This window comes from Mucilaginibacter sp. GW822-FHT03E02 (genome assembly GCF_058801545.1).
Map to the genome: position 1 here is coordinate 624,164 of NZ_JBXANJ010000001.1, position 21,634 is coordinate 645,797.

Genomic DNA, 21,634 nt, shown 5'->3' on the forward strand with positions numbered 1-21,634 from the left:
ATATTTTAATTATTAATAAAAACCATTAACTACCCGGCTACCCTTGTGCCAAGCGTGTATGCCTTCCTAAACTCTTTAGGAACACATAACTTATGGCGCTTAAATATCCGGTTGAAGTTTGAAATGTTGTTGAAGCCGCACTGGTAAGCAATTTCGGCAATGGAGTGGGTGGTGTTAATGAGCATACGCGACGCATTGCCCAGCCTGATATCATTAAGGCTTTCAATAAACGATTTGCCCGTGCTTTTTTTCAGAAACCGGCAAAATGAGGCCTCGGGCATGTTGGCTACCGTGGCTACTTCGGCAAGTGTTAGGCGCTTGTCGAAATTGTTTTTCATATAATCAAAAACCTTATCAACACGCCCGTTTGTATACCGGAATTTTTCGTCCGAAAAGCCGGGATCGGATAGCATCCTCCTGTTTTTGGATGTAGATAGGGTATGCAGTATGGCAAGCAGTTCCACCACAGAGTTAAAGCCATCCTTATTGCTAAGGTTTAATATACGCCGGGTGATATCGCGGGTGGTTTCATAGGAGAAAACCAGGCCCCGCCGCGAATTTTCAAACATAGTTTTGATAAAATGCAACTGGTTACGTTGCAAAAACTTTTCATCAAATAAATCAGTATGAAACTGAATGGTAACCTCATTAATGGCCTCGCTGGTACACTCGCCGGTAAACCAGCCATGGTAAACGTTTGGGCCGATAAACACCAGCTCGATATCGTCAATAGTTTCTATACTATCGCCAATAATGCGTTTGGCGCCTTTGGCATTTATGATCAGGTTTAACTCATATTCGTTGTGGTAATGTAAAGGAAAATCAAACTTCTCCTTTACTTTCGAAAATATCGAAAAACAATCGCCCATATTCAGGGACGTTGTTTCGCGCATCACATTAGGAACCGACATTTGATACATTTAAATTATTGGCAACCAGGAGTTACGGTTTATGGCGTAAAACTATGCGATTGCCTTTTTTTTTAATGCCACAAATGTTACAGTTTCTACAGCAAATGTTAAGCAGCTTTTTTTTATATCATCCTTTGGTACCCAAAACAATTGTTTGTGTCAGGTGAGCAGTACTGAGTATTGAGTTAAAAGGAAATTATTCTTTTTGACTTAACGGATACAGTTAAACCAATGTCCTAAACTACCGTCATTGCGAGGCACGAAGCAATCCCGAGCTATGTGGGACTTAGCATGTCGGGGATTGCTTCGTACCTTGCAATGACATGATTATGATATATTTATTATTAATGTTTTTTTGTAAAGACGCATCACATGCGTCTCCCACATGCAAATCGAAGCCGGTCTGGCGGGAGACGCATGTGATGCGTCTCTACATAAATTCCGGTCGCAGCCATGTCATTACTGCTTTTTTCAGCATAGGCTGATGGTCACTCGCAATGACGGTCGTTTTTTTTATTTTAAACAGCCTCTCAGAACGTAAAACTTTCGACTCAGGACTATCATAATTAACCTAACATCAGGTGGCCTTGCCGGCTATTTCTGTAATCGCTTTTACCAGCTTATCCAGGTCGGCAAGGGTGGTGTATACGTGCGGGGTTATGCGCACACAGTTTACATTTTCAAATACAATGGATACCTGGTGAATTTTATATTGACTAAATAACGCGGCATCCAGTTGCGCGGGTGTCATGCCATCAATAGATATGCCGCAGATAGCGCAGGAGTATTCGGGTTTTAACGAGGTATGCAGCTTTACTTTGGGCAGGTGCTGTACTTTGGTAGCCCAGTAATTTTTAAGATAACGGATGCGATCCTCCTTACGTTTACTGCCAATTGCCAGCTGAAAGTTGATGGCCTCGCCTATCCCCTGCTCTATCGGGAAGCTGCGGGTGCCCAGGTTTTCAAACTTGCGGATATCGGGCCCCAGTGGGTTATCATCGCACAAAAGGGGCATTACCTTACTTATTTTTTCTTTTTTAATCCACATCATGCCGCTGCCAATAGGTGCCGACAGGAATTTATGCAGACTGGTGCCAAAGTAATCGCAATTTAAATCGGGAATCTTGAAGTCGAGCAGCCCAAAAGAATGGGCCCCGTCTACAATAACCTCTATACCCCGGGCATGTGCCATATCGCAAATTTTGCGCACGGGCATAATCTGGCCTACGTAGTTCACTATATGCGTAACGTGTATCAGTTTTGTTTTGGACGTGATGGCATCCTGGTAGGCTTTTACAATCTGCTCGTCATTCTCAATCGGAAAGTCGAAAGTCAGTTGTTTGTATACTATGCCGTCGCGCAGAGCCCGCTGGCGATAAGCTTGTACCATATGCGGGTAATCTAACTTTGCGCCAATCACTTCATCGCCGCTTTTCAGGGGCAAGCCGCAGATGATGGTATTCAACGCTTCGGTAGCGTTGCGGTTTACCGCAATTTCATCGGGCAGGGCACCGGCCAGCAAGGCAAGCTTTTCGCGCAATGGCTCGCGTCCCTGGTCAAGGATGCGCCACATAAAATACGATGGGCCTTCGTTGGTAAGCTGGTTGTAGCGCTCTACGGCCTGCTGCACCACAATTGGCGAGGGCGACACACCGCCATTGTTCAGGTTGATGATATTGGCGCTCACCGAGTACGACCGCTGGATAACGCCCCAAAAATCCTCGTCCTGCGCCACCTCTTGCGGCGTTAAACGGCTTACCCTGTTTAATGCTGATGTCCAGTCGGCGGCATGCGCCTGGTTAAACAAGCTTGTAGCCGAAAAAGCGCCGGTTAGTACGGCCGCCTGTTTGATAAAACTGCGTCGATTATTGGTCATGAACGAATTTAGCGTATTTGATGGATACAAACAAGCAATCGGCCCGTGTTTTTTGCTGCTGAGATTGCTGATTAGAAGCGATTTAAAGAAAGGTATTAACTAAGCTGTTATGCCACCGCCTTTGCAACAAACATTGCTTTATAATACTTCCAATACCCAACGCCTAAAAGCAGGTTTGGGGCTACCAGGAAAACGCCCATCAGCCAGCCCGACGGCACCAGGAAGGTGTGGAACAACAACACATTTAAACTGATAGGGAACAGTACTACTGCCGAAAAGGGCGCGTAACGATTAGTGAGCAGCGACAGGCCTCCTGTTATCTGTATCACTTTTTGGATAGGATAAAAGTACCCCGTCCCCTTTAACCCGGCGATGAAGGCTCCCGCAGCGCCGGTATGTAAGGGCTGGTACGGTATAAAATGCAGAAAATAATCAAGGCCAAACACCAGGTATAAAAAGCCAAGCAGCAGGCGGGATATGAGGACGGTTGTTTTCATTTTTTAGTTATTGATTATCTATATCACATATCCGTCATTGCGAGGCACGAAGCAATCCCCTACATGCTGAGTCCCACATTGTTTGGAATTGCTTCGTACCTCGCAATGACGGTAGATTAGAATATTGATTTTTAATATATTTTGTTGAGTGTTATTACTTTTCTTTGGGTTTTACCGACGAATACGCACAAGGACGACGAAAAACAGGTTACAATATTGAATAAAATTCCGTCAGCTTCATAGCGTTACATCAAAAAACTATTATTCACCCGCCGCCGGCACCAGCTTTGCCTTCAAATCCGGGTCTTTCATGTCCTTATCCAATGGAAACATGGGGCGTTGGATGCGTTGGTACGGCAGCCGTTCGATGTTCTGATCAACCCCGCCGGGGGTTATGGCCAGCAGCCAATCGGCGCGCATGGCATATAGTTCGGGTTCAAGGTAGCCAATTTTCACTACCACAATACCGGCGGTTCGCGGGTTTAGGCCCAGGCGGGTAAAGTCAATTTCTTTGTGATAAGGTTTGCGCTTTTGGGTAATGATCACGTGTACGCTGCCCACTTTTATCACGGCTTCCACTTCGGCATCCTTATCGCCGTATTGGATAGATTCTACCGCGCCCGATAGCCTTACGGGTGGTGCAAAACGCGCATCAACGGCTGCGCCGGCCAAACCATCCACATGGCCGCCTACGCCCGCGGCTATGGCGCTTTTGATCAATTGCGGCGCAGGGATAGATGCATACAGCAACGATGGGCCTGCATCGGTTTTAAACTCCGGCCGGGCCAATATCTGTGTCAGCGTCCAAGTGGCGTCTCCTGCACCGCCAGCAGTTGGGTTATCGCCCGAATCGCTGATGTAAAATGGATGTTTTGGGCTGGCTACAGCCTTATCAAGACATTCTGTTAAAGTGCCTGTTGGAGCTACAAATTCAAAAGCTTTACGGGCATTCCAAAAGTTTTGGGCCAGTTTTTCGGCGGTGGCTGTTACTACGGCTTTATCGTCGCCAGTTACCATTACAACGGCATGGTTGCGCGGCTCATCGGCCCAGGCGTAGCCAATCCAAATAGCAGCATCAATAACGCCCGGCTGTACCGAAGCCGGCGCTACAGCCTTGTATATGCTTTTACCGGGCTCAATCCGGGTGCTTGTTTTTTCGCCGGGCAGTAAAATCGGGATAGAGATATAAGCCTTGAACATCGGTTTTCCTTTACCTGTTTCAATCCGGCTAAGGAGGTTTGCAACAGCCCGCTGTTTGGTTTGCATGGCATCTTCATGCGGGGCCATGCGGTAGCAGGTAATCAGGTCGGTGTTTTGGGCCAGCCGCCAGGAAACATTGCCGTGCAGGTCCATAGATGTGGAGATAAGCGTTTTTGTGCCCACTACTTTCCTGATCCTGGTTATCAGGTCGCCCTCCGGGTCATCCAATCCCACAACGCTCATGGCGCCGTGAATATCAAAATACAACCCATCATAAGGCAGGTGTTTTTTAAGCGAATCTAAAGTTTTACCAACCAGCGACTCGTAAGCAGCCCTGGTAACCGCCCCGCCAGGCAGGCTTTTGCCCACCAAAGCAGGGAACCAAAGCGCGCTCCTGCGCAAAGGCGAGTCGGCAGCCATAAATGGGTACGAACTAAAAACCTCGGCCCCGTATTTGGCATGAAAAGCGGCTTCATCCGTTAGTGCCGGCGAAAACGTGCTCGACTCGATGCCCAGGCCGCAAATGGCTATCCGGGGCAATGGTTTCAGTGTAGACCTGTTACCAGATGGCGTGCCGCTGTGTTTGATTTTATTGGGCAAGGTGGCCGCCAAACAAAAAGTAAGGCTAAATAATAGTATTGCCGGTATGGGGTGTTTAAACATAGCTATTGGGTAAATTGCATTTCATCCTCTCAATACCTCCAACTCTTCAAATCCGCTCCCTTTGGTGCCCTTGTTTTAATTTCGGCGGCCCATTTTTTGATAAACATTTGGTGGTAGCGCAGGCGGCTGATATAGTTGGGTTGGGTATGGTCGCCGTTCCAGCAGTGTTCGGCGCGGTCGCCGTAGTCAACTTCGCAGCTACAGTTGGGGTTATTGAGCTTTTTGAGCATGTCTTCGGCAGTGTAAACGGCGTTGTTGAGATAGTAGGTATCCATATCGCCTACATAGATGTGAATTTTGCCTTTTAAGCGGTTGCCAATTTTAGGCCAGTCGCGTTGGATGATGTGTGTAAGGTCAAAGTGCTCGCGCCAGTAGGCGGCAACCGAGGTATCTATAGCGCCGGTATTTTTATCGTAAATGCGTTTGGGGTAGCCATCCTTATCCATGGGCGAAAATACCGCTTCCCAGATATCAAACTGACCACCGCTACGACTCCGTGTCCCTATTGCCAGTTCGCTTTGATTAACCTCTTTCATGGTCGATCCTACGTGACCCAGGTAGTCGCGTTCTTCGGGGCGGGGTGTCTGTTTAAAATCTGACGACAGGAAATAGGCGTTTTTATCACCATAAAGATTAATGGTCATGTAATGGTGAAAATCTACCGGGTCGGGGCAGGCGGCGTAGCAGCCGTTATACTCGTTGGGATAAAAAACCTGCGCGGCCAGTACTTCCCAGCCACCTGTGGAGCCGCCGTACATAAACCTGGCCCAGCCTTTACCTATCCCCCTGAACTGCTTTTCAATCTCGGGGATCAATTCGTAAGTGATCGCATCGCCGTACGGACCAAGATTGGCCGAGTTTACGGCGTATGAATCGTCATAATACGGGTTGGCATGCTGAATCTCGATGGCCAGCACCCGCGGGAAGGCAGGCCCTGTCCATTGCTTATAAAAATCGTAGGCCTCCTGCTGCACTATCCTGTTATAACCTGTGATATGGAAGCGTGCCGAAGTATCGGGCTTCAAATTCGGGTCGGGCGGCGTGGTGCTAAAGCCTTCCAGGTCGGCAGGGAAATGCCCGTGGAAAATAGCCAGCGGATATTTCACATTAGGGTGCTCATCAAAACCGGCAGGCAGCAATATATTGGCGCCAAGGTACATCGGCCTGCCCCAGAATTCGGTGAGCAGCTTGCTTTGAATTTTGATGTGTTTGATGTATTTGGTATCCTTGGGGGCTTCAATAGGTGGGATAACCTTGCTGATATTAAGCGCTAATTCGTTAGAAACAGCCGGGTCGAAATGAATTTTGACCGGGGTCGAATAAATATTGCCCGGCGCTATATTCCAGTGCTGGCCTTCGCCCCTATCCATGGGCAGCTTTACGGTTTGGCCGGTTTTAAGATGAAAGGTCTCGTATTTATGTAACAGCACCTGCACATAATAATCGCCGGCAGGCACATCCTTCAAACGCTCCAGCGGGTAACCGTAAGCCTGCACATCTATTAGCTGGCTGGTGCCCGGCTGCCACCCGTTGATATCCATCCCAAAAACCAGCTGCGATTCGGCACCGTCACTCACCTGGAAACGGGGCTCGGCTTTGTTGTTTTTTGACAGCAACAATAACAGCCTGCCATCTAATTCCTTGCTTTCGCCAAGCGAAGGATCAATATTTACCCGGAAGGTTTGGGCGTTTACAAAAAATGGAGAGATAAGGAGTATGAATAAGATCAGCTTTTTCATGTAGGGCCGGGTTTGGGATTAAATATAGGGAAAAAGATGAAGGTTAAAAAAAACACATGTTTTTGGCGTTTTTTTTTATTCTCTCGAGAGGGCGCAATGAGAGATGTCGTGTCTACCTTAATGACAGATATATACAATACTAAAACGAATTAGCAACTGTATCCATGGCTTATAAGCACCTCCATTGACAACTAAACATCATGCTAAATCGAATTAGCAATTTTACCCATACCCCTCAGCACCCCTATTTCGCGTTAGTGATTGTACCGGATACCGGCCTCGTGCGTAATGCCTGCAGGCGTATGAGGAGAAAGCACGACCCAGAGGGGAACGCCCAAAGATTAAATTGGTGAATGGCTTCTCAAATGATGCTAATTTTTTCAGATTCTATTAAATAAATGCGGCACTTATTCTGTAAATTAATACCCAAATACCAACCTAACCATGCGCCGCTTTTTTTCTGTTGTTTTGCTTTTATTTCCCTTGTTTTTTGGCTGCGGCCGTCACGATAATAATCCCCCAAAACCGGAGAAAAACGTTTACCGGGACACTAGCCGGCACGACGATTATAATGTGAGGATATCTATACCAACGGCCTGGATAGAGAAGGTGCGGCATTTTGAATACAAACACAAGCACGCCAATTTATTGCTGCGCGAATTTGAGAAGTATACCAAACCCGATTCGCTTCTTAAAATCAAGGATGAGGGTGACGTAGATTCGGTTAGAAGAGGAATGGCGCTGCTAAACCCGCTATTTATAAACCTTGACCAGGAACCAGGCGAAGAACTGGCATGCCTGATGGGCTGGGATGCGAGTTACCCCTCGATGGCGGTATTTAAAAACATTGCCGGTAACTGGTACCTGGTTTACCTGGAAGAATTTTACATTTTTTATTCGGGGCCCGAACTTTATGTGGCAAATAGCTTTTCGGCAAACAAAACATTTTATTTCAGGCGGTTATATGAACGGGGTTCGGGAATTTATTCAGATGGTTATAGTTTTTATAAACTGATTAACAACAGGGTTTATCATTGCCTCGAGTTGGTTAATAAAACCCACATTGACGGATGGGGTTTATATATAAACCAGGAAGTGAGCACAAGCTTTACATTTAACAGCAGCGACCTTAACACCGAAGATGCCGATGAAATTTGGGTTAATTATAAATACAAGTTTTTTCCCGGCGCTGTTAACGAAGGCGATTGCCCCTGGTGTTCCCATTCAGACATTTCGCTTATTGATGGCGAAGAGGGGGTAAATTATGTATGGGACTATAAAAGCAAGGCTTATCAACCCGATATTTCGGCGCAGCAATCTGACCATAAAGAACTTACCGCCAAAAAGATAGCCTGCTTTGGCAATTTTGGCAACGACACGCTTTTTACAGATGCCTTTCACGACCAGCTAACCCAATTAGCCCAAAAAGGAACTACGAAGCAAAAGGCCATCTTAAAAAAATACCTGGCCATGGTGCAGAAAGATAAAGTGGCCACCACTCAAAAACTAAGGGTAACTACCCAAATTGGCAGAACAACTTTTTCCGGGCCGGATACAGCTAAAAAGAAGTGAGGACGCCTTGTTGGAATATCCGATTGTTTGAGGTCCTTTCTCAAAAAAGGGCGCACCGGATTGAGCACTGGCAGGGGTGTGTTAACCAGCGTTCATCGTTCGCTTGTATAAACACACCCCTCCGCCCCTCTTGAGAGGGGAATCGCGCTTTCCCCCGCTTTCTGCCACATTTCTCCGCAAGAAAAAAGCCGGCAACCGTTATTGCGGGATGATTTGCATGTGGGAGACGCATGTGATGCGTCTCTACAAAACTGCCTTCGCCCCCCCCACAAAAAAGCCGGCAACCATTACGGCTACCGGCTACATTTAACCAATTTATAAACCTATTATTTATCTGTTTTGTACATCGTAAGCTCGCACAGGTGGAAGTAGTTGCCGCCGCCCCATGTTTCCAGTACTTTAAACCGGATGTAGCGGTATGGCGCTAAATTGGCCGGGAAGGTAAATGGCTCGCCGGCGCGTTCAAACGCCAGATCGGCATCGGTGTTTTGGCCAACCGGCAGGCCCGATGGCTTAACCGAGGTAAAGCTGCCAAGCATTACCCAATTGCTAAAGTCGCCGTTTGAGCTTGGGTTGTTGCTGCCGTAAATTTCGAAGCGTTTTGGATTACCGTAGTTATACAGGCCCGATTCGCGCTGCCAGATTTTCATTTTCGCCAGCGATGCCGATTGCCCCATATCAAAGGTGAACCAAATTGGAAAATTTTGGCCGGGGGTATGAAAACCAGGCTCGCCGGTGCTTTTATCCCACAGGTAATAAGTTTCCCAGCCGTAGGCCGATGGCACATCTGTTGGCAGGTTATAGGCCCTGAACAATGATTTATCGCACTCCACAATATTGTAAATGGTTGGGAAGCTATCGGCTGTTTTTACCGGAAACGCATCCACCGCGTCGGGCGTTGGTTTATATGCCGACTGGTAGCTTATAGGGCTGCCCAGCTTATAATCGGTTAAAGTTACCGAGTTATCATTTGGCCCGAATGATTTTTGGGCGGCAACACCAAGCTTATTGGTATACATAATGGTGGTTGATACGTTACCTGTATCGGCCTTGTTAAAGTTTAACGTTACGGTGCCGTCGTCATTTAACGAATATGGGTTTGACGTGTTATAGCCCCGGTTAAACAGCGCCGAGATGTACGATGGACCGTATACCCGCACGTTGTTTAAATCCTGCCCTACCGATTTATTGCCATCGTTATCATGTGTCACAATGGTGAAAGTATATACATACTCTTTTAAATTGGGGATTGATACGGTAATTGAATCGGCCGGACTGTGCGAGGTAGCATTAACAACTACCGAATCGCTGCCGTTATTCCAGCTTACCACGTAGTTTTTGATACTCGGATCGGGGCTGGGGTGCCAAACCAGTACGGCCCGCAAATTGCCGGTGTGGTAGGTAACCCCGCTGGCTAAACCAGGGTAAGTTACCTCGTGATGATCTAAAAAAGATTTATAGTCTGTATCGTATTTTTTGCAGCCGGCCAGCGACAGGTACAGCAAAAAGAAAACAGCAACCTTGAAATTAATTTTCATTTTCTTAATTTTTAATGTTAACAACACGTTGTATTACAAAGGATTGCCATATAACGATACCTCAATAGCGTTTACATAGTTTAAGCCGCCAAACGTGCGCGATACATCCAGCCTGATAAATTTGGTAGCCGGTGCAGCAAACGGGATGGCAAAGTTTACGCCCGCGGCAACAAAGGCCAGATCTGACGCGTTGGCCTGGTTATTTGGCAAACCCGACGGCGGCGGCGGAAACACAAAGTTGCCCAGGTTAACCCAATCGCCGGATATGGTGCCCGGTGCCGAATTTTTTGGCAGAACCGAATCATGCGGGTTATCAACCGTGGTGCCCCATAAAGTGAAGTTCTGGATGTTTTGGTACGAGTAAATACTGTTAAGCCTTTCCCACAGCACAAAGCGGCTCAGCTTGGCGGTTACGCCCAAACCAAATGTACACTGGTTGGTTGGCGCACCTAAAGTATGCCAGCCAGGCTCGTTGGTGTTGCCATCAAACAGGTATTTTAACTCCCAGCCGTAACCAATAGGGCTATCGCTGGCCAGGTGGTACACATAAAACTTGCTTTTATCCAGCAGGGTTTCATACAGCGGCGTTAAGGTTTTAAACAATGTATCGGAGTGGTTACCAAACCTGTCGGTGGTGTAAACGCCAAATTTGGTAGATACAGCGCTAAAACCACGTACCGAAAAGTTAACGGTATCGGTACTGATGTAGTTAGGGTCCTGCTCATCGTACTTGTTGGTTTTGGTGTTAAACGTAAGCACGTGCATGGCAATAGGCGCTTTATTGGGGTTGAGGCCAAAAAAGTTTGCGCCGCCAAAATCGGCAGTGATGTTTAGCGCGGCGTTAACCAGCTGGTAGTTTGGTGTAAGCGGGTTTACCTTTACGGTAACCGGATCGGACATGATATTGGCACGGCTTACAGCATACAGCGTAACCGTGTACTCCTGGGCACGGGCAAAGCCATCAACCGTAATGGTATCGGTATAATAGCTGGCCTTGGTTTCGCGCACAGTTTTATCGTTAATGGCATATTTGGCCAAAACGTACAGCAGGTTTTTTGAATTGGGCAAGGTGTAGGTTAACCTGGCGCTGCCGTTTAAATTGATTACGTTAACATTGGTTACAGGCCCCGGTTTGGTAGGATCGTTGGATACCACCTCGATGTTCGACTCGGCTTTTTTACAGGACGCAAAAAGCATCATGAGCAACACGGGCGCTAACAGCAAACCTGAAAGGTATCTGCGGTTATTGATCTTTTTCATAATTTATATTTTAATATTAATCATTTGAAATTTTTACAGCACCGGTAAACTACCAGTATGGGTTTTGGTTAAGGTTGTTATCCACCACAATGTCGCTTGTCTGGATAGGCCATAAATAATCCTTAATGCCAAACACGGGTATAATAACCGTTTGGGGGCGGTAATAATTCGCGGCATCGCCTTCGTTAACATTCCAGCCTTGTATAGGCCTGCTTAGCACATCCTGCAACTCTTTCCAGCGGCGCAAATCCCAGCCGGCCTGGCCTTCAAAGCACAGTTCAATCCTTCTTTCGCGGTGGATAATTTCGCGCAGGCCATCTTTGGTATTTGGCTTGTCGGGTGTTTTTGAATAGCTGCCCCATGAAGCCTGTACGCCGCCCAAGCCTGCCCTTGCCCTTACTTTATCTATGTAAGTAAAAACTTCGGCAACAGGGCCCTGCGATTCATTGAGCGCTTCGGCATACAGCAGGTAAAGGCCCGCCAGGCGCATCCGCGGCATATGAAAATCAACCGCGGTAAAAACCTCATCATAAACCGACAGGTAATTGGCCAGTTTTTTTGGCCACATACCGGTAATATTGGTGGCGCTTAAACTTTTAGGGCCTGCCAACGCGTAAGGGCCACGGGCTTGCACGTAATAAGCGCTGCTTTCGTCAAGCTTGCCGTTGCCAAACCAAATGCCACCGTCGAAACCAATATTGGCATAAAACCTCAGCTCGCGGTTAAAGTGGCCTTTTGCTGTTTGATAGCCCGATTTGATGTACGATCCATTGGCGTCATCGCCGGTTTGCGGGGTGTAGCGGTTGGCATAGTCAAAAGTTTTATCCTCGTTAATGGGCACACCATTGCTGGTATAATACAGCTCGGCGGTCGAAATAGGCACCGCGAAAGTTGATGGATAGGTTGATGCCAGGCTTTCGGATTTATCCGTCATCCTTGGGATAGTAAAACCCTGGTAACCAAAACCGTAATTTAAGGCCCAGATCAGTTCGGGGTTTTGCTCCCATTTATCGGTGATCATGGCCTGCAGAGTTAATACCTTTTTCAGCTTATCAGATACATTGCCCACACTTACCGTTGGCGGCGTATTGTACAGGTGAAGGCCCTGCGCCTCGCATTCGGTTATAGCGGCTTTACAGGCGTCGGCAGCCAACTTCCATTTGTTGGCATCGGCGCTTGCCGAAAAAAGCAGTTTGCCTGTATTATCCTTAAAATTGGCATAATCGGGGTTACCGTTAAACAGCGGACTTGCAGCCGTGGTTAAAACCTCGGCCTTTACACTCATGGCAATAAATTTGGTAATGCGGCCAAACTCCGTAGCCTGGCTTTCAATAACAGGCGGCAAATCGGGTATGGCATCATCCAATAACGATACCACGTAGGCGAATGATTCATCAACCGACGAGCGGCTGCGTTTTACATCGGCCGTGCTGGCATTAACCGGGTTGTTGGTTTTTATTAAAATGATGGGGCCGTATAACCTTATCATGTAATAATGATAGTAGGCCTTTAAAAATTTAACCTCGGCAATCCACCGCTTTTTTTCTGATGCGCTTAAATCAATAGGCTTATCAATGTTTTCGAGCATGATATTGCACCTCCTGATGGCCTGGAACAAATTGCTGCCCCCGTTGGTGCCGTCCCAGTAGTTAATGCTTGGGTTTGCGGTGGTTTGCAGGCCCCTGATGATGTTGAAGCCCACCTCGTTAAAGTAATGATCGTTAAGGGTATTGGGGTACACAATTTCTGACGAGGTTGCAAAACCCGGATCATTTACCACGTTGTTCATCTGCGTCATGGTAGCGTAGCACGAAAACAGGTAGTTTTCGGCCTCGTTACGGTTCCGGAAGGCATATTCAAGCGTGCCCACATTATCGGGGGTAACATCCAGGTATTTTTTACATGAAAGGCTCATGGAACACAGCACAATCACACAAATCAATTTATAATATGACGATTTCATATCTTCTGCTTTTTTCTGTTAATTATAAATTCACGTTTAAGCCTATGTTGTATACTTTTTGTATCGGGTACGCAAAGCCGTTACCACCCTGCTCAGGATCCCATAGTTTGAAGGGGCTCCAGGTAAGCAAATTCAGGCCGTTAAAGTAAATTCTCAAGTTTGATACCCTTAACGATTTGGCTATGCGTGCAGGCAGCGTATAACCAACCTCTAATGATTTAAGGCGCATAAAGCTGCCATCGCGCAGCCACCAGGTGCTTGGCTGCAGGTTGTTTGATATCACGGTTGAGTTAACACCCAGGCGTGGGTAGGCTGCATACAAATCCTGGTGCTCTTCGCTCCAGTGGCTGTTGGCAAACTCGCTTAATACCTGTGTATTGCCGTACACATAAGGATCAGGACTTTGGATAAAAGGGCTTACCCTGGTAGGATCGACAAAGAACGATACCCTTGCCTGGCCCTGGAAAAATGCCGAAAGATCAAAACCCTTATAGCCGGTTGAAAAACCGAAGCCATAAACAATTTCGGGCGTTTGCGGATAACCCAGATAGGCCATATCCAATACATCTATTTTACCATCGCCATTTAAATCGCGGTATTTAATATCGCCACCCTGTGGTTTTATACCGCTGCCATTAAAGATCTGGGTAGGCGAGTTTGCCGCTTCCTGGTCGTCAACAAACAAGCGTTCGGCAATGTAGCCGTAGCCGCGGCTTATGGGCTGGCCAATAGCATGACGCCATGGCTCCTTATAGTCGGGCTCCTCGATGTAAGTATATTTATTATTGGAGTAGGTAAAGTTACCGCGGATTGATGCCCAGGCGCTGTTGCCAAAGTTTTGTTTGTAATCCATAGATAAATCGATACCCTTTGAATCTACCACGCCCAGGTTGGCACTGATAGGCGCCTCTAAACCCTCGCTTACAGGGATGCTTGCGCGTTGCTGTAAAATGTTATAGCGGTGGTTTTTATAAAACTCGGCCACGATATTGAAATTTTTCAAAAGCGTCATTTCAACGGCAACGTTGGTTTGTCTCGAGGTTTCCCAGGTTACATCAGTATTCTCGTAATTCTGGATGGTTACCCCTTTACGCTCATACTGGTTATTGATACCAAATTGCGCATAATTATAACCCTGGTTAAACTGAACTACCGATTGGTAGAAGAAACGCTGAGAGCCAATGGCATCGTTACCCACCAAACCATGGCTGGCGCGGATTTTTAAACGATCGACGATGCCCGGTGTCCACCAGTCTTCGTTAGATACTACCCATGATGCGCCAATAGTTGGGAAGAAACCGTAACGGTGATTGGCCGAAAATCGCTCCGATCCGTTATAGCCAAAGTTAAACTCGGCAAAATACCTGCTTTTAAAAGAGTAGGTTACCCTGCCTGCCAAACCAAGGTTACGATATGGCAAGGCCGATAACAAATCGCCGGCATTGGCATACAACGTTTGTTGCTGCGTACCTATCAATGTGGTGTTTATGGTATGGCTGCCGAACGATTTGGCATACTCCAAAGCGCCCTGTAAATAAATAAAGGTATTTACCTGTGTACCGCCCGGCGAATAGCTCAGGTATTCCTGCGCTACGTTGTAGCCGGTTGGCTGTGGGTTAAGCCAGGTAAGGGTGTACTTGTTGGTTTCTTTATCGTAGGTATTAACGTTATAGTAAAATGGCGAATAGGCCGATTGTGAGGTGAAATAAGAATACCTGTTGGTATTAAACAGCCCCCTGAACTTTAAACCATCGGTAATAAACTTAAGGTTTTGGTTTAACTCCAGTTGGGCCGACATCCTTGACTCGGACGAGTTTTTATGCCCCCTTAACAAAGCCGCGTAAGGGTTATTATAGGAGATACTGTTGCTTGTAGAGCCACCTGTTAAACCGGTATTACCAAACAGGATGTGCTGGGCGTTCAGGTTTGCCGAATCGGCCGGAAAATAAGCCGGGAACAATACGGGGCTGGTATGGATGGCCACGTTATATAAATCGGATGCGAAAGAACCATCGGTAGTAATGGGGCCGTTATATTCGCTAAACGTACCTGATAGCCTTACCACCACCTCGGTGGTTTTAGTCATGTTTACGTTGATGTTTGAACGTAACTGGTAGTTTTTAAACTTAACGTTATTGTTGTTATTGTTGCGGATATCGTTCTTTAATACTCCGTTATCCACATTATATGCTCCTGCTATATAGTAGCGGGCAATATTACCGCCGCCGCTTACGCTAAGGTTATTACGCTCGGTAGTGGCACGTTTTTTAAACAACAGGTTAAGCCAATCCACAGCGGGGTATACATATTGGTTGCTGCCGGGCGTGCCGTTTATGGTATTCTGCGTGTTCCTGATCTTGCTTTCGGGGAAAGGCAGCGGCAATTTGGGGTCGCGGGTTAGCGTAGCCTCGTTGTACAGGTTCATGTACTGGATCGGGTCCACAAGGTCCAACGTCTTTGTTGATTGCGAGGACGAGTACTCCGACCGGAAATTGATTTTAGGCGCGCCTTCTTTACCTTCTTTGGTGCTTACCAAAATAACACCGTTTGCGCCGCGTGCACCATACAGGGCCGTAGCGCTGGCATCTTTCAGGATAGAGAAGCTGGCAATATCATCCACATTTAAGCGTGCCAGGTCATTGGTGGATAGCTCCACGTTATCAATCAAAATAAGCGGGTCGCGCTTGTAACCGAAGGTAGTTACCCCCCTGATGAAGAAGGAGGCGTTATCCTGCCCCGGCTGGCCACTGCGCTGGTAGGCAATAATACCGGCTGCCTGCCCTGCCAAAGCATTGGTTAAGTTACTTGCCGGTATTTTAAGTTCGCCGGGCTTTATGCTGGTTACCGAACCTACCAGCGCTTCCTTGCGTTCCTTTTTACCAAAGGCTGTTACCACAACTTCTTCGGCAATCAGCTTGTTTTCTTTCAGGATGATGTTGAAGATCTTTTTATCGGCAGTAACAACAACGTGCTGCTCGGTAAAACCCACAAAGCTTATACGTAATGATGTACCTACAGGCACATCCAGTACAAAGCGGCCGTTCTCATCAGTCGACGTCGAGATATTTTTAACGTTTTCGGCCAATATGGTAGCACCCTGTATTTTTACGCCAAGGGTATCGGTTACCTTACCTGTAACGGTAACCCTGGTTTGCGAATAGGCACTGCCAAAAAACAGGGTTAGCACAAAAAGGATAGTGCAACGCCCCAGGATAAGGTGCCTGTTATTTTTTGAAAGTAGTTTACTAAAAATGTAAAGTGGCTTCATAAAACTTGGTTCATAATTTGTTATTCATTAATTGGTTTGCGATCAAATATTTGCTATCAAATGCAGGATCAGTTATTGGCGAAAAAAAAGCAATATCTTTTTAAGGAGCGGGCCTGGGTGTTAATTCGGAGATATGAAAATGGTGTACGCCCACTTTTGGGGACACTTGTCAAATTTCATAAATCTCATCAGGCGGATACTTCCCTGGCTTTTTATAATTGGTAGTTCTGCTTTTCTCCCCTGGGGTCAAGAGTCAAAATCTTCACATACTTTATGGGTTTAGTTAATAATTGGTTCTGTAAATGTAGGTGGGGAGCGCGCACCAAAAAATGGATTTACTTTCAAAAAGGATGGACAATTTTATGATTTTTGGCCATCAAAATGGGTTAGTCCATTAATTACCTGCCCCATGAAAAAACAGCACTTTGGGGAGTGTGAAAAAGTTGATACTTTTTGTGAATTTTTTGAAAAAAAGTATAGCATTAGTATCTCATTTGTATAAAAAAGTATTGTTTTTTTCATTCAAAAAGAGCTGCTTATAAAAAAGCTGGGAAAACTTAAGCTACCACCCCAAATTTGTACACAATAACCTGGAAAAAGGCTTCGCCGGGATTTAATATGGCCGATGGAAAATGAGCATGATTGGGGCTATCGGGATAATGCTGGCACTCCAGGCACAAACCGTCAAAAGGCCGGTATGGCCTTGAATAATTTCCGGGAATTTTGCTTTGGAGATAATCGCCAGTATATACCACTACTGATGGGTAGGAAGTAGCTACTTCAACCTGGCGCCCCGAGGCGTTATCTATAAGCAGCGCGGCGGGTTTCAGGGTATGCCGGGTATCGTTTTGCAGCAAAAAGCAATTGTTATAACCGTTAATGGTATCGCCGCCGGCCATCATTTTATCCCTTAATACTTCGCCATTTAAAGTCCTTTTGCCGGCTGGTTTCACCAGGCCGGTTGGTACGTAGGCGGCATCAACGTCCAGTACATTATCTGCATAAACTTTAAGGGTATGATCAAAAACACCACAGTCCCCGGCAGATAGATTGAAGTAAGCATGGTTGGTAAAATTGGCCACCGTTTGCTTGTCGGCTGTGGCCTGGTATTTGATTTTCAGTTCATTATCCTCAGTCCACTCATAAGTTACTACCAGTTTAAGGTCTCCGGGGTAGCCGCCATCACCATCCTTACTCAGCAGGGTAAACGCTACGCCACTTTCGGTTATTTGACAATCGAAAACCCGGGTATTAAAGCCGGCATTACCACCATGGTTGGAGTTGTCGCCATCATTGACGTCCATGTGGTAAGCTGTTCCGTTCAAAGTAAATTCCGCCCCTCCAATCCTGTTGGCAAAGCGGCCTATAGTGGCTCCTAAATAGCATTCGTCGGCAATGTAACCTGGTAATGAACGGTAGCCCAATATCACATTTTCGAGGTTGCCCGCCTTATCCGGCACTACTGCCGATACCAGCGTAGCGCCATAATTGGTAAGCTCGACATATGCCCCTGAACTATTTTCGAGCCTGAAAAAGTAAATCTTACAGCCAACATGTTCGCCCCATTCCTGTTGCGATATCCTGTTTTGGCTTTTGATCATGATTTGGTTGGTTTTATAGCTCAAGGTAAATTATATTATTGTAATTATAACACATATTTAATTAAGCTAAAACTATTTAGCTTGATTAAATGATGCATAAGTTATTTAGCCAGAAGCCTTAAGTCGTAAGTCCCAAATGCTGCTCTGGCATTTTTTGACTTAAAACTTAAGGCTGCTGACTTAAGACTAAATTAGTAGTTTGTCACGTTCAATTGCTGTTTGGTCATCTCCAAATGGGCCTTTGCACCGGCATGGGCACTATCAAGTTGCAGCACTTTGGTAAACAGGGCCAGCGCTGCATCAAACTCATGCAAACCCAGCATTCCTAATCCCTGTAAAAAGTACGTATGAATGGTGTTGCGCAGGTTTAAGTCATCGTCGAAAATGAGCAGGTTGGGGAGGGATACGGCAAAGTAATCTATTTTCACTACATCGTTTTCATGGGCTTTGCCATAGGCTATCAGCTTATCAAAAATCTGTTTGGCATGCTCCTGGTCGCCCAGTTTTTGCCAGCTTAGGCCCTGGTAAAAAATCTTGTCGGGCTGCTGATCGTTATAGAATACAGCGGCCGATGGTTCATCCAAACCGATGGTTGACTGGGTAAAATAGTGTTTGGCGGCTTCAGCTTGGTTTAAGCCTTCATAAGCACGGCCCAGCCAGTAATCAATATCGTTTTCCTGGGTACCGTACAGCTTGCCCTCGCCCAAATTATGCGGATAGCTTTTGGCCAGGTTTAAATTGGCAACGGCTTTATTAAAGTCGCCCTCGTCAATATACTGTTTAGCCAACTGCACCAGGCTAAACACGTACTGGCCAGATGCCTTACCTTCGCCGCCCTCCCATGGGTGAAACTGGCGTTTCATCAACAAACCGAGTGCTTTATCGTAATCGCCTGTTAAATTGTAAAGCGTTACCCGTTCCAGGTAAACATCGTCGCGCAGGTTGGCAACGTCAAGGTTATTTTCCAGGAACTTCAATCGCTTATCAACCGGGTAGTTGAGCCTTTTATAAAGCTGATCCAGCTCCATCAGCACGCGGGCATCGGTTTTATCCAGTTCAAAAGCCTTTTCAAAATAGCTTAGCGCTTTTTCGGCATTGTTTTGCTTGTTAAAATAGGCAATAGCCAAATTCCTGAACACAGTAGGGAATGTTTCGTCCAGCTTTGCTGCTTTTTCCCAGTTGCTTACGGCATCATCGTACTGGCGTTTATCATAAAACAGGTTACCCAAATAGTAGGGCGCTTTAGCATCAGCGGGGTTAAGTTCCATGGCCAGCTGCAGGATATTCACCTCATCCAAGCGGTTAGGAAAGCACAGGTATGGATCGGCAGCGGCGGCTTTTTTAAACCATTGTTTAGCAACATCAGCTAAATCGTTTTTATAATTGAAATATCCCAGGCTATAATAAACCATCGGGTTGTTGCCGCCATCTTTTAAAGCTAATTGCAATAACTGGTTGGCCTCGCCATACAAACCGGCAGCCGCATGATCAAGCGCGTATTCAAGATAATTCTGATCGTCCTTACGCGAAAGCGCTACCAGCTCATCAATGCAAGCTGCCATTTTATCGGCCTCGCCTAATAATTTATAAGCCTGTACTTTCTCAAAAATAACACCCAGGTTAAAGCTATCCCTCTCCAGGGCAATATCTGCTACCTGCAAGGCTTTATCCAGTTGTTTAAGGTTACGCAGGGCCGCCATTTTTATTACGTAGGCCTTGCTGTTGTTGGCATTCCTATCCAGCGATTGGTTAATATGATCCAAAGCCAACGCAAAGTGACCACGGGCCATATCTGTTTTGGCTACCTCAAAAAAGCCGGTATCTTTCCAGGCATTGCTCCATGTTGATTTGTAAAAAACCGTATAAGCTTCATCGGCCCTGCCTAAATATTTTAAGCATAAGCCCAGGTTATAATAAGGCTCGCTATCGTATGGGTTAGGGTTGCGCTGAATGCCGGTTTCAACCGCCTGCCGTAAAAAAGGCTCGGCTTTGGCAAACTGCCCTTTGCGGATATACCATTTACCCAAAGCGTTGTTATTACGAATATCGGTTGGTTCGCGCCGCAGGGCTTCTTCATAATAAGGCACCGGGCTGTATGTGGCGTGGCGATATTGCTCCAGGTGCTGCGCGGTTAAAAACAATTGCTCCACGCTTTCCACATCGGCTGGCTCCAAAGCGGGCCTGGCCGGGATGGGCATTTCGTTCTTTTTGTTTTTGACAGGTTCGTAGCGCAGTACTTCCTGGTTGCTGCTGTTGGTGATAATGAGCAGTAGTTCATTCTCATTTACATCGGCAGCTACCGTCAGTTCCTGTACAAAAACAACTTCGGGCACAATTGTACCGGTGTATGCAAAAAGCTCTTCGCCATTATAATTGAGGCTGATATGCAGGTTTGTTTGGACTGATGTTACCTGCACTTTGATGGTTACTTTATCCCCATTTTTGCTTAAAGCTAACAGGATATCCTTCGATGCGTTTTTTACCATGCCCAGTTCGCGGTAGGGTAAAAAATACTGGGTAAAAGTTTTTTCTTCGTAGGGCATCAGCCAGCTAAAATCGGGCTGATTATCGGTAAATACGCCCGTCATCAGTTCAATATATGGGCCGTCCTCGTCGGTGAGGTTTCTATCCCAGGCCTGGCCAAAATCGCTGTGGCCCCAGGTCCATTGTTTTTTACCGGGGGATACATGGTGATTGGCCACGTGCAGTAAACCGGCTTCGCTATCGTGCTCGTATCCCCCCACAAAATCATAATCGGAATTGATGGCCATGTATGATGTGGGTACAGGAATGTTTTTGTACAGCGAGATATCGGTACCCGGCGAGTAATCAACCTTGTAGTAGGTTCCGGTTGCTATCGGAAAATCGGATACATCGCGTTTACCGTGGTCAAAAACGGCGTTCACATCTGGCGGGAATACCGATTGGTAATAATCATTCACCTTAACTGCCGGGTTTGCCCACCATAAAAAGGTTTGCGGCAGGGCCGATCGGTTAAACAGTTTGGCTTTTATTTCGATATAAGCCGTATCGGGATGCAGGGTAAAACCTGCCATGCCTTTGGTATGGAACATGCGCTCCACCTCGTTCACCCAAACGGTTTTGCTGCCATCGGCATGCTCTTCCAGCTTGTAATCAACCGGATCAAAGGTGCTTGGCCTATGGTGCTGCGGCCAGTTAAATTCGATGCCGCCCGAAATCCATGGACCGGTTAAGCCTACCAGAGCGGGCTTAATTACCTGGTTATGGTAAATAAAATGGCGCTGCTTCACCTTATCAAAGGCTGTTTGAATACGACCGCCTAACTGCGGCAGTATCATCACTTTGAGGTATTTATTCTCCAGGAACAGGCCTGTGTATTCTTTATCTTCTTTTTCGTCGGCAATTTTCTCAATCACCGGGTTTGGATAAACCACCCCACTGCTGCCCTGGTAAACCCGTTTTTCAAAAAACATGGGGTTTTTATCAGGCTTGCCAACACCATAAGTGGGGATAATTACTTGCTCTTCCCAAACGGAAACAGTTGAACTTTGCATACTATGTATT

The 21,634-nt window shown here is 46.5% G+C and carries 12 protein-coding genes; 1 reads left to right on the forward strand and 11 read right to left on the reverse strand.

Translation table 11 applies throughout. The features are described 5' to 3' along the window. Positions 1 to 29: 29 nt before the first annotated feature. From AC1RM2_RS02285 to AC1RM2_RS02305, 5 genes are all read right to left on the reverse strand, one after another. Positions 30 to 911: an AraC family transcriptional regulator gene (locus tag AC1RM2_RS02285; RefSeq protein WP_492982969.1), complete on the reverse strand. Its 882-nt coding sequence runs from the start codon at positions 909 to 911 to the stop codon at positions 30 to 32. Positions 912 to 1,488: 577 nt separating this feature from the next. After that, the gene (locus tag AC1RM2_RS02290; RefSeq protein WP_492982970.1) at positions 1,489 to 2,787 is read right to left on the reverse strand and encodes an aminotransferase class V-fold PLP-dependent enzyme; all 1,299 of its coding nucleotides are present in this window, start codon (positions 2,785 to 2,787) and stop codon (positions 1,489 to 1,491) included. A gap of 107 nt (positions 2,788 to 2,894) precedes the next feature. Next, positions 2,895 to 3,284, reverse strand: coding sequence for a hypothetical protein (locus AC1RM2_RS02295; protein ID WP_492982971.1), 390 nt, complete (start codon positions 3,282 to 3,284; stop codon positions 2,895 to 2,897). A 261-nt stretch (positions 3,285 to 3,545) separates the two neighbouring features. Further along, positions 3,546 to 5,147: a M81 family metallopeptidase gene (locus tag AC1RM2_RS02300; protein ID WP_492982972.1), complete on the reverse strand. Its 1,602-nt coding sequence runs from the start codon at positions 5,145 to 5,147 to the stop codon at positions 3,546 to 3,548. A 29-nt stretch (positions 5,148 to 5,176) separates the two neighbouring features. Next, positions 5,177 to 6,886: an alpha/beta hydrolase gene (locus tag AC1RM2_RS02305; protein WP_492982973.1), complete on the reverse strand. Its 1,710-nt coding sequence runs from the start codon at positions 6,884 to 6,886 to the stop codon at positions 5,177 to 5,179. 444 nt (positions 6,887 to 7,330) lie between these two features. On the opposite strand from AC1RM2_RS02305, the gene AC1RM2_RS02310 reads away from it, so the two are divergent. Further along, complete coding sequence (locus tag AC1RM2_RS02310; RefSeq protein ID WP_492982974.1) at positions 7,331 to 8,458, forward strand: hypothetical protein; 1,128 nt, start codon at positions 7,331 to 7,333, stop codon at positions 8,456 to 8,458. A gap of 326 nt (positions 8,459 to 8,784) precedes the next feature. Here the strand turns inward: AC1RM2_RS02310 and AC1RM2_RS02315 are convergent, their stop codons facing one another. The 6 genes from AC1RM2_RS02315 to AC1RM2_RS02340 all read right to left on the reverse strand — a co-directional run bounded on the left by AC1RM2_RS02315 (position 8,785) and on the right by AC1RM2_RS02340 (position 21,624). Beyond that, entirely contained in the window at positions 8,785 to 9,996 is a 1,212-nt protein-coding gene (locus AC1RM2_RS02315) for a DUF4998 domain-containing protein (protein ID WP_492982975.1), read from the reverse strand. Positions 9,997 to 10,029: 33 nt separating this feature from the next. Next, positions 10,030 to 11,256 carry a DUF4959 domain-containing protein gene (locus AC1RM2_RS02320; protein WP_492982976.1) on the reverse strand — a complete coding sequence of 409 codons (1,227 nt, stop codon included), beginning with the start codon at positions 11,254 to 11,256 and terminating at the stop codon, positions 10,030 to 10,032. Between the two features lie 49 nt (positions 11,257 to 11,305). Beyond that, positions 11,306 to 13,219 carry a RagB/SusD family nutrient uptake outer membrane protein gene (locus AC1RM2_RS02325; protein ID WP_492982977.1) on the reverse strand — a complete coding sequence of 638 codons (1,914 nt, stop codon included), beginning with the start codon at positions 13,217 to 13,219 and terminating at the stop codon, positions 11,306 to 11,308. Between the two features lie 22 nt (positions 13,220 to 13,241). Beyond that, entirely contained in the window at positions 13,242 to 16,487 is a 3,246-nt protein-coding gene (locus tag AC1RM2_RS02330; protein ID WP_492982978.1) for a SusC/RagA family TonB-linked outer membrane protein, read from the reverse strand. A gap of 557 nt (positions 16,488 to 17,044) precedes the next feature. After that, positions 17,045 to 18,088 (reverse strand): aldose epimerase family protein, encoded by a 1,044-nt coding sequence (locus AC1RM2_RS02335; RefSeq protein ID WP_492982980.1) that lies wholly within the window; start codon positions 18,086 to 18,088, stop codon positions 17,045 to 17,047. 191 nt (positions 18,089 to 18,279) lie between these two features. Further along, complete coding sequence (locus AC1RM2_RS02340) at positions 18,280 to 21,624, reverse strand: tetratricopeptide repeat protein (RefSeq protein WP_492982982.1); 3,345 nt, start codon at positions 21,622 to 21,624, stop codon at positions 18,280 to 18,282. Positions 21,625 to 21,634: the final 10 nt, after the last annotated feature.

Excerpts from the sequence above, each read along its gene's own strand:
- AC1RM2_RS02285 (WP_492982969.1), bottom strand. The coding sequence starts at position 911 with ATGTCGGTTCCTAATGTGATGCGCGAAACAACGTCCCTGAATATGGGC.
- AC1RM2_RS02290 (WP_492982970.1), bottom strand. The coding sequence starts at position 2,787 with ATGACCAATAATCGACGCAGTTTTATCAAACAGGCGGCCGTACTAACC.
- AC1RM2_RS02295 (WP_492982971.1), bottom strand. The coding sequence starts at position 3,284 with ATGAAAACAACCGTCCTCATATCCCGCCTGCTGCTTGGCTTTTTATAC.
- AC1RM2_RS02300 (WP_492982972.1), bottom strand. The coding sequence starts at position 5,147 with ATGTTTAAACACCCCATACCGGCAATACTATTATTTAGCCTTACTTTT.
- AC1RM2_RS02305 (WP_492982973.1), bottom strand. The coding sequence starts at position 6,886 with ATGAAAAAGCTGATCTTATTCATACTCCTTATCTCTCCATTTTTTGTA.
- AC1RM2_RS02310 (WP_492982974.1), top strand. The coding sequence starts at position 7,331 with ATGCGCCGCTTTTTTTCTGTTGTTTTGCTTTTATTTCCCTTGTTTTTT.
- AC1RM2_RS02315 (WP_492982975.1), bottom strand. The coding sequence starts at position 9,996 with ATGAAAATTAATTTCAAGGTTGCTGTTTTCTTTTTGCTGTACCTGTCG.
- AC1RM2_RS02320 (WP_492982976.1), bottom strand. The coding sequence starts at position 11,256 with ATGAAAAAGATCAATAACCGCAGATACCTTTCAGGTTTGCTGTTAGCG.
- AC1RM2_RS02325 (WP_492982977.1), bottom strand. The coding sequence starts at position 13,219 with ATGAAATCGTCATATTATAAATTGATTTGTGTGATTGTGCTGTGTTCC.
- AC1RM2_RS02330 (WP_492982978.1), bottom strand. The coding sequence starts at position 16,487 with ATGAAGCCACTTTACATTTTTAGTAAACTACTTTCAAAAAATAACAGG.
- AC1RM2_RS02335 (WP_492982980.1), bottom strand. The coding sequence starts at position 18,088 with ATGATCAAAAGCCAAAACAGGATATCGCAACAGGAATGGGGCGAACAT.
- AC1RM2_RS02340 (WP_492982982.1), bottom strand. The coding sequence starts at position 21,624 with ATGCAAAGTTCAACTGTTTCCGTTTGGGAAGAGCAAGTAATTATCCCC.